At 55.8% G+C, this 14,118-nt stretch carries 14 protein-coding genes and 2 tRNA genes; 15 read left to right on the forward strand and 1 reads right to left on the reverse strand.

The window, feature by feature from the left end; translation table 11 throughout:
• Positions 1 to 64: 64 nt before the first annotated feature.
• A complete protein-coding gene (locus G5193_RS13480; RefSeq protein WP_421206189.1) occupies positions 65 to 2,074 on the reverse strand; it encodes a methyl-accepting chemotaxis protein in 2,010 nt (669 codons plus the stop codon).
• A 261-nt stretch (positions 2,075 to 2,335) separates the two neighbouring features.
• Here G5193_RS13480 and ruvA point away from each other — a divergent pair, with 261 nt between their 5' ends.
• The 15 genes from ruvA to G5193_RS13555 all read left to right on the forward strand — a co-directional run bounded on the left by ruvA (position 2,336) and on the right by G5193_RS13555 (position 14,118).
• On the forward strand, positions 2,336 to 2,950 hold the full coding sequence (ruvA, locus tag G5193_RS13485; RefSeq protein WP_421206190.1) for a Holliday junction branch migration protein RuvA: 615 nt from the start codon (positions 2,336 to 2,338) through the stop codon (positions 2,948 to 2,950).
• An 8-nt stretch (positions 2,951 to 2,958) separates the two neighbouring features.
• On the forward strand, positions 2,959 to 3,969 hold the full coding sequence (gene ruvB, locus G5193_RS13490) for a Holliday junction branch migration DNA helicase RuvB (protein ID WP_005335744.1): 1,011 nt from the start codon (positions 2,959 to 2,961) through the stop codon (positions 3,967 to 3,969).
• A 934-nt stretch (positions 3,970 to 4,903) separates the two neighbouring features.
• A complete protein-coding gene (locus G5193_RS13495; RefSeq protein ID WP_005343211.1) occupies positions 4,904 to 6,460 on the forward strand; it encodes a cytochrome ubiquinol oxidase subunit I in 1,557 nt (518 codons plus the stop codon).
• Positions 6,461 to 6,471: 11 nt separating this feature from the next.
• The gene (cydB, locus tag G5193_RS13500; RefSeq protein ID WP_421206191.1) at positions 6,472 to 7,608 is read left to right on the forward strand and encodes a cytochrome d ubiquinol oxidase subunit II; all 1,137 of its coding nucleotides are present in this window, start codon (positions 6,472 to 6,474) and stop codon (positions 7,606 to 7,608) included.
• A 14-nt stretch (positions 7,609 to 7,622) separates the two neighbouring features.
• Positions 7,623 to 7,739 carry a cytochrome bd-I oxidase subunit CydX gene (cydX, locus tag G5193_RS13505; protein WP_005304933.1) on the forward strand — a complete coding sequence of 39 codons (117 nt, stop codon included), beginning with the start codon at positions 7,623 to 7,625 and terminating at the stop codon, positions 7,737 to 7,739.
• A complete protein-coding gene (locus G5193_RS13510; RefSeq protein WP_041202810.1) occupies positions 7,726 to 8,037 on the forward strand; it encodes a cyd operon YbgE family protein in 312 nt (103 codons plus the stop codon). The genes cydX and G5193_RS13510 overlap by 14 nt, the downstream gene beginning before the upstream one ends.
• A 105-nt stretch (positions 8,038 to 8,142) precedes the next feature.
• The gene (gene ybgC / locus G5193_RS13515; RefSeq protein ID WP_005343212.1) at positions 8,143 to 8,550 is read left to right on the forward strand and encodes a tol-pal system-associated acyl-CoA thioesterase; all 408 of its coding nucleotides are present in this window, start codon (positions 8,143 to 8,145) and stop codon (positions 8,548 to 8,550) included.
• A gap of 1 nt (position 8,551) precedes the next feature.
• A complete protein-coding gene (tolQ, locus tag G5193_RS13520) occupies positions 8,552 to 9,229 on the forward strand; it encodes a protein TolQ (protein ID WP_216954450.1) in 678 nt (225 codons plus the stop codon).
• A complete protein-coding gene (gene tolR / locus G5193_RS13525) occupies positions 9,229 to 9,675 on the forward strand; it encodes a protein TolR (protein ID WP_005335733.1) in 447 nt (148 codons plus the stop codon). Before tolQ ends, tolR begins: the two co-directional genes overlap by 1 nt.
• Positions 9,676 to 9,680: 5 nt before the next feature.
• Positions 9,681 to 10,811, forward strand: a complete 1,131-nt coding sequence (gene tolA / locus G5193_RS13530; RefSeq protein ID WP_216979490.1) for a cell envelope integrity protein TolA — start codon at positions 9,681 to 9,683, stop codon at positions 10,809 to 10,811.
• Positions 10,812 to 10,906: 95 nt separating this feature from the next.
• On the forward strand, positions 10,907 to 12,232 hold the full coding sequence (gene tolB, locus G5193_RS13535) for a Tol-Pal system beta propeller repeat protein TolB (RefSeq protein WP_005335728.1): 1,326 nt from the start codon (positions 10,907 to 10,909) through the stop codon (positions 12,230 to 12,232).
• Between the two features lie 49 nt (positions 12,233 to 12,281).
• Positions 12,282 to 12,806, forward strand: a complete 525-nt coding sequence (gene pal / locus G5193_RS13540; protein ID WP_005304908.1) for a peptidoglycan-associated lipoprotein Pal — start codon at positions 12,282 to 12,284, stop codon at positions 12,804 to 12,806.
• Between the two features lie 158 nt (positions 12,807 to 12,964).
• Positions 12,965 to 13,765: a tol-pal system protein YbgF gene (gene ybgF, locus G5193_RS13545; protein WP_167571264.1), complete on the forward strand. Its 801-nt coding sequence runs from the start codon at positions 12,965 to 12,967 to the stop codon at positions 13,763 to 13,765.
• A gap of 174 nt (positions 13,766 to 13,939) precedes the next feature.
• A tRNA-Lys gene (locus G5193_RS13550) sits at positions 13,940 to 14,015 on the forward strand.
• A gap of 31 nt (positions 14,016 to 14,046) precedes the next feature.
• Positions 14,047 to 14,118, forward strand: a tRNA-Val gene (locus G5193_RS13555).

The following is a 14,118-nucleotide window of genomic DNA, read 5'->3' on the forward strand; positions in this document are numbered from 1 at the left end:
AATGAGCGACCGGTAACAAAAAGATGCCACTCGCATGGAGTGGCATCTTCGCTATTGGAGGGGGTCAGACTCGGAACTGGGAGAGCAGGCGCTGTTGCAGCAGGCTGGCCTGATGGAGAGAGGAGGCGAGCTGCAGGCACTCCTGCGCCTCCTGTTCGCCGGTTCTGGCTTGCAGACTGATGCCGGAGACCTTGTCAGAGGAGTGGCTCAGGGTGTGTGACAGTTGACCTGTGGCTACGGCCACCTGCTGCACCATGTCGGCCAGCTGGTCGATGGCGCCTTCCACCTTGAACAGGATCTGCTTGGTGTTCTCGGAGTCCTGCATGCCGGACTCCACCGTCTTGAGGTTGCGCTGCATCATCAGGTAGGCGCTCTCGGTCTGCCGCTGGATGCTGCTGATCACCTGGCTGATCTCGGCGCTTGATGTCGCCGTGCGATTGGCCAGGGTGCGCACCTCGTCCGCGACCACAGCAAAGCCACGTCCCATCTCCCCCGCGCGGGCTGCTTCGATAGCCGCATTGAGGGCCAGCAGGTTGGTCTGCTCCGAGATGCCGCTGATGGTGGAGATGATCTGGCCGATCTGGCCCGCCTGCTCCTTGAGGGCGTTGATGGCGATGGCGCACTCGCCCACCTCCTGCACCACCCGCTGCATGCCCGCACTGGCAGAGGCGACATATTGGCTACTTTCGGTGGTTAGCTGGCGCACCTCGTTGGCATTGTGGGCCGCCATGCTGCAGTTGTCAGAAATACCGGTAGCGACTTGTACCATTTGTTCACTGTCCTGATGCAGGGCCAGCGCATGTTCGGCGGTCTGGCGGCTGCTCTGGCTGATCGCCTCCACCCGGTTGACCGAGGTGTGAACGTGTTCGCTGATGTGCCGGTTGTTGTCCATGGTGGAGCTGATCATCTTCTGCAATTTCTCGATGAAGCGATCCACGCTGTTGGCCAGCGAGCCTATCTCGTCATCCCGCAGCAGGTTGATGCGGGCGTTGAGATCCCCCTCGCCGGCGGCGATATCCTGCATCCGTTTGTCCACTTGCAGCAGCGGGGTGACCAGCTTGCGGGTCAGCCAGAAGCCACAGAGGGTGACCATGATCAGGCTAAGCAACAGGCCGCCCAGCAGCAGGGTGCGGGTTTGGCTGATGATGCCGTTGAGCTGGACTACCTGATCCTCGACGGTGGCATCACCGCTCGCCTCGATGGCAACCAGTTGTTGCTGTAGCTGGTCGGCACTGGCCTCATAGAGAGCCTGCTGGGCCTGATAGCTGCCGAGCGCCTCGATCCACTGCCCCATCAGCTGCTGATGTCGGGCCAACAGGGTGCGATACTGTGTCGCCAGCGGCTTGCCGGCAAATTCGCCGGTTCCCTCGATATCGAACAGCCCGGTACCGAGCATGCTGTCGATCGCTTCGTGATAGAAATCGGTCGCCTCTTTCAGCTCGACCTTGATCGCCTCCGTTACCCCTTGTCTGCGCATCTTCTCCAGCGCATAGAGCTGGCGCAAAAAGCCGATATTGGACTCCATTCCCCCGTCGGCCGCTTCCCAGCGGGTGGAGAGGCCGCTGTTCCAGCTGATGGTCTGGTCGGGGGCCTGGGTCAGCACCTCTACCGCCCCATCGCCAATCACCTCCAGCTGGGTCGAGAGTCGTGCCATCAGCTCGGCGTTGTGATGCAGGGCCTGATCCACCTCGGTATAGGCGTGATAGAGCGTCAACAGCTTCTCTTGTTGTTGTTGATAGGCCAGCTTCTGCTGCTCCATAGTGGCCAGGACTGCGCCATCAATGAGCTGACCCTGGCTGACCCGGGCCAGCGCATCATCGGTCGCCGCCTTGGCGGCATCAAGCTCGGTGCGATTGAGCGGGGTGCCGTTTTGCATCTTCTGAATCTGTAACTGTTGATTGCCCAGTTCGATGGAGCCTTCCATGGCGCCATCGGCGGTCTGCCAGGCGCTTCCCAACACATAGGTGAGCAGGCCGGCCAGCCGCTGGCTGCCATACCAGCCCACGACCCCCATCCCCAGCGTGCAGCCGAGCAAGATGGCAAGACCCAGATTGGCGGTGGTAACAATTTTCATATGATGGCCTTCCTTGGTATCTGCATTGGCATCAATTTCGGTTCCGAACGGATTTAGTGTAGTGGCTCATGCCCAGTCGGAGTCCGGTACGGTGCAGAAACATCCCGTACACGCAGGCTGAACCAGATCAAGCATGGTGGCCAATTTGCGAAAAAGCTTCTCCGGATACCAGAGGGTTGCTGCCCTATGCTGGATACTTATCCAGTTATTCTTTATGCTATGAGCCAATTTGCGAATAGCTGTATTGGTGAGGAGAGAGCCGTGATTGGTCGCTTGAGAGGCATTGTCATTGAGAAGCAGCCCCCCGAGGTCTTGCTGGAAGTAGGCGGGGTTGGTTACGAGGTTCATATGCCGATGAGCTGCTTCTATGATTTGCCGGAGATCGGCAAGGAGGCGACCATCCACACTCACTTCGTGGTGCGGGAAGATGCCCAGTTGCTCTATGGTTTTAACCACAAACAGGAGCGGTCGCTGTTCCGCGAGCTGATCAAGACCAACGGAGTCGGCCCCAAGCTGGCGCTGGCTATTCTCTCCGGCATGACAGCTACCCAATTCGTGCTGAGTGTCGAACGTGAAGAGATAAGCTCTTTGGTCAAACTGCCTGGAGTCGGCAAGAAGACCGCCGAGCGTCTGGTGGTGGAGATGAAGGATCGCCTCAAGGGCTGGGTCAGTCACGACCTCTTCTCCCCGGCCATGGTCACCCTGCCAGCCAGTGAGCCAGAATTGCGGGCACCGGATGTGACCGAAGAGGCGGCCAGTGCGCTGGTGGCCCTCGGTTACAAGCCGCAGCAGGCGAGCCAGATTGTCAGCAAGATCGCCAAAGAGGGGATGTCGGTGGAAGATATCATCCGTGAATCCCTGCGTAGCCTGGTATGAGGTAGTTGATGATTGAAGCAGACCGCCTCATTTCGGCCAGTGCCGCCCGTGAGGATGACATTATTGACCGGGCTATCCGCCCCAAGAAGCTGGCTGATTACACCGGTCAGGATACCGTCTGCGAGCAGATGGAGATCTTTATCGAAGCGGCCCGTCAGCGGGGTGAAGCGCTCGATCACCTGCTGATCTTCGGTCCGCCAGGCTTGGGTAAGACCACCCTCGCCAACATCGTCGCCAACGAGATGGGTGTCAATATCAAGACCACCTCCGGCCCGGTGCTGGAGAAAGCGGGGGATCTGGCGGCGCTGCTCACCAACCTTGAACCGAACGATGTGTTGTTCATCGACGAGATCCACCGTCTCAGCCCGGTGGTGGAAGAGGTGCTCTATCCGGCGATGGAGGATTACCAGCTCGACATCATGATCGGGGAGGGACCAGCGGCTCGCTCCATCAAGCTGGATCTGCCTCCCTTTACCCTGATTGGCGCTACCACCCGGGCCGGTTCACTCACCAGCCCGCTGCGGGATCGCTTCGGCATCGTCCAGCGGCTGGAGTTTTACAACGTCAAGGACCTGACCGATATCGTCTCCCGCAGTGCCCGTTGTCTGGGGCTCGACATGACGGAAGATGGTGCCATTGAGGTCGCCCGTCGCTCTCGCGGTACGCCGCGGATTGCTAACCGTTTGTTAAGACGAGTGCGTGACTTCGCCCAGGTCAAATCCGATGGCCGGATCGATGGCCCCATCGCGGCCCGCGCCATGGACATGCTGGATGTCGATAACGAAGGTTTTGACTTCATGGACCGCAAGTTATTGTTGGCTGTCATAGACAAGTTTATGGGGGGGCCGGTGGGTCTCGATAATCTGGCCGCCGCGATCGGGGAAGAGAAAGATACTATCGAAGATGTGCTTGAGCCTTATCTGATCCAGCAAGGGTATCTGCAACGTACACCCAGAGGACGGATTGCGACCACACGAGCCTACGCTCATTTCGGTCTTCAGCGACCAGATGAGAAGTAAAAACAGTCGTTTGAACATGAAACCGCCGTCAAAGGCGGTTTTTTGTTATCCGGGCAAAAAAAAGCCCACGGCGGATGCGGTGGGCAAAGACAATTCAGGATGGATGTTCACAGACAGTGAGTGCGTCTGGACACAGACCGGAAAATAAACAGGTGAGCCGTCGCGAGCTCTCAGAGTCGGTTCAGTTGATAGAGCTGAACAAAGGAAAGCTTGTAGTAACGGATGGTTTTAGCAACAAACTTTTTCATCTTCGATTCCAATAGACAGGTTCAAATTGATGGTCGAATACGTACCGTGAACCCTGATTAACCGGCCTGTATCCAAGGGTATGCCCTCACTGCGAGGCGCATTGTAGGAGCTCGTATCGGCCCGGGCAAACAAGAAAAATTGCAACCTTCAAATTAGTTTATCTAATGTAGTGATTGATGAAATTGGTTCGCATGAGTATGCATTGTTTGTAGTTTTAAATTGAGTTTTCGAATCAGTTCGCCTGACCTGGATAACATGGAAAAAGGCGCGTCATCGACATTTTTCAAATTAAATGGGGTGGCCGGATGTTAAATTCTTAAATTGATTTAAATCAATATTTTACGCATTATCATCTTTTGTGATCTGGCTCGCTTCAATAATCGTGAAATAGATTAAACATGGCTTTGAAAGCCATGTATGGCGGGTCCTTTTACATTGATTTCAATCAAATAAAGGTGATATAAAAACCCGGTCATAATGAGCGAGAATAAATTGAAGCTTATTGTTTTTTAATTGTTAAACATTAGCTTTGTTTGTGTTTTCGCGTTGCCTTGTTGTTAATATTGGTGGTTACTGAAAGTGTTTTGTTGTGATCCGTCTCAACGGGGCCCATTCGATAACCCCCAACGGAAGCTTTGTGCTTAAAACTTAAAATAGCCGTGCCAATAATCGGTGAGGAAACATCATGATTGCTGAGCATGTGGTAGACCTATCGCGGTTCCAGTTCGCTGCGACGGCCCTTTATCACTTTTTGTTTGTACCCCTGACGCTGGGAATGGCCTTTCTCCTGGCGATCATGGAATCCGTCTATGTGATGACCAACAACACCATCTACCGGGACATGACCAAATTCTGGGGTAAGTTGTTTGGTATCAACTTTGCCCTGGGGGTCACCACAGGTCTGGCCATGGAGTTCCAGTTCGGGACGAACTGGGCGTACTACTCCCATTATGTCGGCGATATCTTCGGGGCCCCGCTGGCTATCGAAGGGCTGATGGCCTTCTTCCTGGAGTCCACCTTCGTCGGTATGTTCTTCTTTGGTTGGGATCGTCTGAGCAAGCATCAGCATCTGGCTGCCACCTGGTTGATGGCGCTGGGTACCAACCTCTCCGCCCTCTGGATCCTGGTCGCCAACGGCTGGATGCAGAACCCGGTCGGTGCCGAGTTCAACTTCGAATCCATGCGGATGGAGATGATGAGCTTCGCTGACGTGGTGCTCAACCCTGTTGCTCAGGTCAAGTTCGTCCACACTGTGGCGGCTGGCTATACCTGTGGCGCCATGTTTGTGCTGGGTATCTCCTCCTACTACCTGCTGAAGAATCGTGATGTGGCGTTTGCCCGTCGCTCCTTCGCCATTGCCGCTGCGTTCGGTATGGCTTCCATCGTGTCCGTGCTGATCCTCGGTGACGAATCCGGTTACGAAACCGGTGAAGTGCAGAAGGTGAAACTGGCCGCTATCGAAGCCGAGTGGGAGACTGAACCTGCTCCGGCCGCCTTTACCCTGTTCGGTATTCCGAATCAGGAAGAGATGCGCACCGACTACGCCATCAAGATCCCCTATGCACTGGGCATTATCGCTACCCGTTCTCTGGACGGTCAGGTAACCGGTCTGAAGGATCTGAAGAGCGAGCACGAACTGCGCGTTCGTAACGGTATGACCGCTTACGACTTGCTGACCAAGCTGCAATCCGGTGACAAGTCTGACGAGACCCGCGCTCGCTTCGACGAAGTGAAGCAGGATCTGGGCTACGGTCTGCTGCTCAAGCGCTACACCAGCAATGTGACCGATGCTACCGACGAGCAGATCAAGGCCGCCGTGGATGACTCCATCCCGCAGGTTCTGCCGCTGTTCTTCGCCTTCCGCATCATGGTTGCCGTCGGCATGCTGATGCTGGTACTGATTGGTATGGCCTTCTATGACAGTGCCCGTCACCAGATCGGCAAGCGCAAGTGGCTGCTCAAGGCTCTGCTGTGGGGTATCCCGCTGCCGTGGATCGCCATCGAAGCTGGCTGGTTTGTTGCCGAATATGGTCGCCAACCGTGGACCATTGCAGAGGTGTTGCCGACTTCCCTCTCTGCATCCAACTTGCCTGCAGCCGAGATCTGGTTCTCTCTGATCGGTATCTGCCTGTTCTATACCGTACTTCTGGTTATCGAGATGTACCTGATGTTCAAGTATGCCCGTCTTGGCCCCAGCAGCCTGAAGACTGGCAAGTATCACTTTGAACAGATCAAGGCATAAGGAGAGCGACCATGTTTGATTACGAAACTCTGCGTGTCATCTGGTGGGCTCTGGTCGGCGTACTGCTGATCGGTTTTGCCATCACTGACGGCTTCGACATGGGGGTAGGCGCACTGCTCCCGTTCGTCGGCAAGAAAGATGTCGAGCGCCGCGTGATGCTCAACACCATGGGGCCGCACTGGGAAGGTAACCAGGTTTGGCTGGTCACTGCCGGTGGCGCCTTGTTCGCCGCCTGGCCGATGGTGTATGCCGCGACCTTCTCCGGCTTCTACATCGCCATGATCCTGACCTTGATGGCGCTGTTCCTGCGTCCGGTCGGTTTCAAGTACCGCTCCCTGCGTGCTGATGCAAAATGGCGCAGCAACTGGGACTGGGCCTTGTTCGCCGGTAGCGCCGTACCGCCCATCGTCTTTGGTGTGGCCTTTGGCAACCTGCTGCAAGGCGTTCCGTTCGAGTTTAACCAGTTCATGATGTTGACCTATCACGGCAACTTCTTCGGCCTGCTTAACCCGTTCGGCATTCTGGCTGGTCTGGTGAGCCTGTTCATGCTGCTCACCCAGGGCGCAACCTGGTTGATGATGAAGACCGACGGGGAAGTGCTGGCACGTTCCCGTACTGCCGCCATGATCTGCTCACTGCTGACCCTGGTGCTGTTTGCTGCCGCGGGTTGGTGGGTAAGCGGTATGGAAGGGTATGTCATCGTCAAGGCTGCCGCGATTGACGCAGTATCCAACCCGATGAACAAGGAAGTTGTCCTGCAGGCTGGTGCCTGGATGAACAACTACACCCTCTATCCGTGGATGGTGGCTGCCCCTGTACTGGGTCTGGCCATGAGCCTGCTGACTGCGCTGTTTGCCCGCATGAACATCGGCTGGCTGGCGTTTACCAGCTCCTCGCTGGCGATTGCCGGGGTCATCCTCACTGCCGGTTTCTCCATGTTCCCGTTCGTGATGCCCTCAAGCCTTGAGCCGTCACTGAGCCTGACCATGTGGGATGCTACCGCCTCTTTCAACACCTTGCAGGTGATGACGGTGGCTGCAGCGATCTTCGTACCGATTGTGCTGGGTTACACCATCTGGACTTACATCAAGATGTTTGGCCGGGTAACCAACAAGCACATCGAAGATAACCAACAATCTCTCTATTAAGAGGTGCGCTGACAATGTGGTATTTCACCTGGATCCTGGGGCTGTTGCTGGCCTGTGCATTTGGCATCATCAATGCGCTGTGGCTGGAACACACCGAGAACATGGATCGTCAGATCGATGAAAACAAGTGATCGACTCGCCAGGCTGGCCGCTCCACTGGAGCGGCAGCCGTGGCAGGGGTTGATGTTACTCGCGGCGGCCTTGTTGGCCGTCGCTATTTTACAGGCCCCCAATCTGATCGCGGCCAACACCAGCGAGCATGGTCTCTGGCTTGCTCCCTGGCTGATGTGGGCCGTCTGTTGTGGCGTACTTAACGGGCTTGGCTTTCATCTGAAAAGCCTGCCCGGACGTGTGCTGTTCAACCCCTGGCTCGCCTGGCCCAGTTTGTTGTATGGCCTCTGGCTGACACATTCATATTTCCTTTCATAAAAAACGGGGGGAGGCAGGATTTCCCTGTCTCCCCCTGCTTCTTTCCTATTCAGCCCTGCGCTATGATAGCCCCCCATCTGACTGTCGAATGGATCACAGATTGTTATGGGGGAAGTCTTTGAGTTTCCGGTACGTGTCTACTACGAAGACACCGATGCCGGGGGCATCGTCTACAACGCCAATTATCTCAAGTTTATGGAACGTGCTCGCACCGAGTTTCTTCGTGCCAAAGGGGTCGAACAGGACGTCTGGCTGCAGGAGGGATATGCCTTCGTGGTGAGCCGAACTGAGATCGATTTCCGCTCGGCGGCCCGTTTTAATGAACTATTGAATGTATTAACGCAAGTGATTGAAGTGAAACGCGCATCCCTGCGTTTTTCGCAGCAGATCCTGGCGGCTGATGGACGACTCGTCACCCAGGCTTTGGTACAGATAGCCTGTGTAAGTCATCCGCAAATGAAACCTGTAGCTATACCTGAAAAAATCAAGGGAGTGCTGTTAAGTGCACGCTGAAATTTCGTTTATTGGCCTGTTTTGGCAAGCCAGCCTGTTGGTAAAACTGGTCATGATCACCCTGATGAGCATGTCTATTGTCTCCTGGGCGCTGATTATCCAGCGTTCCAAGGCGATCAAGGCGGCCAATCTCGCATCGGAACAGTTTGAAGATCGCTTCTGGTCAGGGGTCGATCTCAATCGCCTCTATCAGGAGTCCTCTTCCCGCCGCGATGATATCGAAGGCATGGAAGATATCTTCTACTCCGGCTTCAAGGAGTATGCCCGCCTGCTCAAGGCCGGGGCCCGTGGTCAGGATGCGGTGATGGATGGTACCTACCGTGCCATGCGCGTCTCCCTCTCCCGTGCGGTGGATGATCTGGAATCCAACCTGCCGGTGCTGGCGACCATCGGCTCCATCAGCCCCTACATCGGTCTGTTCGGTACCGTATGGGGGATCATGAACGCCTTTATCGCCCTGGGTCAGGTGCAGCAGGCCACCCTGCAGATGGTGGCACCGGGTATCGCGGAAGCGCTGATTGCGACCGCCATGGGTCTGTTTGCCGCTATCCCGGCGGTAATCTTCTACAACCGCTTCTCCAACAAGGTCGAGCGGCTGGAGAACGCCTACGCCAACTTCATGGACGAGTTCACCACCATTCTGAACCGTCAAATTGCTCAGCAGCAGGGTGATCAGTAATGCAAACCTATCAGCGGATCCGGCGCAAGAAGGTGGCCGAGATCAACGTGGTTCCCTATATCGACGTCATGCTGGTGCTGCTTATCATCTTTATGGCGGTCACGCCGGTGATCACGCAAGGGGTCAAGGTGGATCTGCCGCAGGCTGAGTCCGAGCAGTTGCCGGAAGATGCCAAGCCGCCCTTCATCGTAAGCGTCAATACCGAAGGCGAGTATGTCATCAAGGCTGGCGAAGCCGATGACGAGCCGGTGCCAAGTGGCACGCCAGAGGCGATGCAGCAATACATCACCGAAAAAGCCATGGGCTATCTGGCGATCAACCAGAATGCCCCCGTGGTGGTCGCGGGTGACAAGGCCGTGCGCTACGAAGAGGTGATCCTGTTGATGGTGGCCCTCAAGAATGCGGGTGTGCCTCAGGTTGGCCTGATGACAGATCCGGTGAACTAACGGAGATGGATGTGAAGCGTGGTATTTCCGGTTATCTCATCGCGTCGTTTCTGCTGCACCTGATCATCGGCATCATCCTGTTTGTCGGGCTCGATTTCAGCAAACCGAAACGACCCGAATCGAAGGGGCAGATCGTCAATGCCGTCATGCTTGATGAGAACTTCCTCAACGAGCAGGCCAAGCAGATCCAGCAGCAGAAAGCTCAGCCCAAGCCGCAGAAGGTAGAGAAAGAGAAGGATAAGGAAGATACGGATCTTGCCAAACGCGAACTAGCCCAGCAGCAGGAACGGCTGCGTATTGCCGAGGCCAAGCGGAAAGAAGCAGAAGAGGCGACCCGCAAGGCCGAGGCTGAGAAGCAGAAAAAAGTTGCCGAGCAGAAGCGGGCGGAAGAGAAGGCGCAGAAAGCCGAGGAGGCCCGCAAGCTGGAAGAGCAGAAGGCCAAGAAGGCGGAAGCCGAGCGCAAGGCTGCTGAAGAGGCCAAGGCACTGGCGCTGAAGAAAAAGAAAGAGCTCGAGAAAAAACAGGCGGAAGAGAAGGCTAAAGCCGAGGAGGCCAAAGCCAAGAAAGCGGAAGCTGACAAGAAGGCCAAGGCTGAGGCAGAGAAGAAAGCCAAGGCAGAGGCTGAGAAAAAAGCCAAAGCCGAGGCTGAGAAGAAGGCCAAGGAAGAGGCAGCCAAAAAGGCAAAAGCTGACGCAGAGAAGAAAGCCAAGGCTGAAGCCGAGAAGCAGGCCAAGATCGCGGCAGAACGCAAACGCAAAGCGGCCGAGGAGGCCAGACTGCAAAAAGAGATGGAAGCCATGATGCAGCAGCAGCTGGCGGCTGAAGCCAATGCCCGCAGCCAGGCTGCCTCTGCAGCGGCACAAGGTGAGGTCGACAAGTATGCGGCGCTCATCAAGGCCACTGTTGAGCGGTATATGATTTTAGATCCCACCATGCGGGGCAAAACATGTACTATCGGCGTACGTCTTGCGAGCAGTGGCTTTGTCATATCGGTAGATAACGGCCAGGGTGACCCGGCGGTCTGTCGTTCGGGTAAGGCGGCTGTCTTGAAAGCCAATCAACTGCCAGTGCCCAAGGATCCTGCGGCATTCGAGATGTTGAAGGAATTTAACCTGAAGTTAGAACCGAGTATCTAAGCGTGATAAAACGAGGTTGCTTGCCTCCGGTTGGCAACCTCTCGCCGAGAAAGGAATTTAACCTCTCATCTTTATTGGAACCGAGTATTTAAGCCATGATCAGAAAAGTATTTTTTGCTTTGGTTGGCTGTTTGTTGCTGGGCCAGAGTGCCCAGGCGGCCCTGGACATCGTCATCACCGGCGGTATTGATAGCGCACGCCCCATCGCTGTCGCCCCCTTCAAGTGGGAAGGCAACGGGCAGTTGCCGCAGGACATCGCGGAAGTGGTCTCCAACGACCTGATGCGCAGCGGCAAATTCAAGCCGCTGGCCCGTGGCCAGATGCCGCAGACCCCGAGCAGCAGCAGCGAGATCAACTTCGCTCCCTGGGCCTCCCAAGGGGTTGAAGCCGTGGTGGTGGGTTCCATTTCGGCAGTCGGTGACGGCACCTACAAGGTGAACTTCGAGCTGGTCGATGTGCTGAAGGGTCAGCTGGCCAAGGCACAAGGTGGCGAGAGCAACGGTTACATTCTGGATAGCCGTATGGCGACCATCCCGGGTGCCCAGATGCGCCAGTTTGCCCACCGTATCTCCGACATCGTCTATGAGCGTTTGACTGGCGAGCGCGGTGCCTTCCTGACCCGTCTGGCTTACGTCTCCGTACAGCAGGGTACCCAGTTCCCGTACCAGCTGCGCATTTCTGACTACGACGGTTACAACGAGAAGACCCTGCTGCGCTCCCGCGAACCGTTGATGTCTCCGGCCTGGTCGCCGGATGGCAGCAAGCTGGCTTACGTGAGCTTCGAGAACCAGAAGTCCGAAATCTACGTGCAGGATATCTACACCCAGCAGCGCAGCCTGATCACCAGTTTCCGCGGTATTAACGGGGCGCCGGAGTGGTCTCCGGATGGTCGTCGTCTGGCTATCGTTCTCTCCAAAGATGGTTCACCGAACCTCTATGTGGTTGATGTCGCTAGCAAGCAGCTGACCCGCGTCACAACCAGCCGTGTGATCGACACCGAACCCTCCTGGATGCCGGATGGGCAAAATTTGTTGTTCACCTCTGAACGTGGTGGCAAACCCCAGATTTATAGCGTAAATTTGGCGACTGGTATGACTCGCCGGATGACTTGGGAAGGTGAATCCAACCAGGGTGCATCCATCACTCCTGATGGCAAAATCATGGTGATGGTGACCCGTGTTCAGGGACAGTATCGTATTGCCCGTCAGGACATGGAAAACAATGCCCTGTTGGTCCTTACCCAGAGTGCTCTGGATGAGTCGCCAAGTGTGGCTCCCAATGGCAGCATGATCATTTATGCCACCATCTATCAGGGTCGTAAGAGTCTCGCGTTGGTGTCGACTGATGGTCGCTTCAAGGCTGTGCTTCCGACCAGTAGCGGTGAAATTCGTGCACCAGCTTGGTCGCCCTTCTTGAATTGATAAAAATCCAATTGTTTTTTGTTTTGTTATAAAGGTTTAAGGAAATAGCATGCAACTCAATAAACTGCTCAAGGGTTTGGCCATCGCACTGCCACTGTTCACCCTGGCCGCTTGTAGTTCTTCTTCTGATTCCGACGCCGCTGGCGCCGAATCAGGTATGACCGACGGCATGGGCGGTGTACAAACCGGCGGCGCCAACGGCATGTTGTCCCCGGAAGAGCAGATGCGTCAGAAGTTCGAAGCACTGCAACGTGACAACGTGATCTACTTCCCGTTCGACGGTTACGATATCCAGGGTCAGTACGCTGATCTGCTGGATGCCCACGCCAGCTACCTGCGCGAGCGCCCGAGCGTTAAAGTCCTGATCGAAGGTCACGCCGACGAGCGCGGTACTCCCGAGTACAACATCGCCCTGGGCGAGCGTCGTGCCAAGGCTGTTGCCAAGTATCTGCAAACCCTGGGTGTGCAGGCCGAGCAGCTCTCCATCGTCAGCTATGGCGAAGAGAAGCCGCTGGACATGTCCCACACCGAGGATGCCTTTGCCAAAAACCGCCGCGCGGTTCTGGTTTACTAAGGTTTAAACCGAACGAAGTTCGTTTATATGCAAGCGGCCATTTCGATGGCCGTTTTATTTGCACTAAACGCCAAGGTTTGATCCGAATGAAATCTGCATATGCGAGCGACGATGGCGCTGGCCGTTTTATCTGTACTAAACGCTAAGGTTTGATCCGAATGAAATCTGTGTACAAGCAAGCTGTCGTTGCGCTGGCCGTAATGGTTGCTCTGAATGCGCAAGCTGCGGCTCCTGTCAGCGATCTGGGCGGTGACTCGGGTGGTGGCGTTGTCCTTAGTGGCAACAACGGCGCCATCGTGCCCACCGGTAGCCTGGAAGATCGGGTTGCCCTGCTGGAGCGCACCCTCAATGCCCGTCTGCGACTGCAAGCTGAATTGCAGCAACAGGTCGACTCCCTGCAAGGGGAGGTTTCCGAGCTGCGTGGTCAGCTGGAGCAGCAGACCTACCAGATGGAACAGTCGCAAGAGCGCCAGCGTCAGCTCTATCAGGAGCTCGACAAGGTTGCCAGCAGCCAGCAGGCTGCTCCAGCCGCCCCGGCCCCTGCTGCTGCCACACCGGCTGCTGCCGCCAATTACTCAACCAATCAGGATGAGAATCAGGCCTACGACGCAGCGGTCAACATGGTGCTCAAAGAGAAGAACTACGACAAAGCCATTCCGGCTTTCCAGGGCTTCATCAAGCAGTACCCCAATTCGGGCTATGTTCCCAATGCACACTACTGGCTCGGCCAGTTGCTGTTCAACAAGGGTGACAGAGCCGGTGCATCGGCCCAGTTCTCGACCGTGGCCAACAAATACAGCAAATCCCCCAAGCGAGCCGATGCGCTGCTGAAGCTGGGTATGCTGGCGCAGCTGGATGGCAAGAAGGCGGAAGCCAAATCCTTCTATGAGCAGGTGATCAAGGGCTATCCCAACACCTCGCCGGCCCAGTTGGCCAAACAGAGTCTGAGCAAGCTGTAACATTGCTGTATGTCACTGTTTTCGTAACGCTACTGTAAAAACAGCCTGCATTTGTACGCACAGTGAGCAAACGGATTTAAATTACGAATTTTCTGTTGCACCGGAAATTTAAATCCGTAATATAGGCCGCCGTCAGAGCCGAAGCAGTAATGCAGTCGGAACTGGTCGTGGTGAGGGTCGTTAGCTCAGTCGGTAGAGCAGTTGACTTTTAATCAATTGGTCGCTGGTTCGAATCCAGCACGACCCACCATTTTCTCCACTCGGTGGAGACAGAATTCCCAGGTCGTTTAGCTCAGCTGGGAGAGCACCTCCCTTACAAGGAGGGGGTCACTGGTTCGATCCCAGTAACGACC

This window comes from Aeromonas sp. 601027 (assembly GCF_049174455.1).
Lineage (GTDB): Bacteria > Pseudomonadota > Gammaproteobacteria > Enterobacterales > Aeromonadaceae > Aeromonas > Aeromonas veronii_A.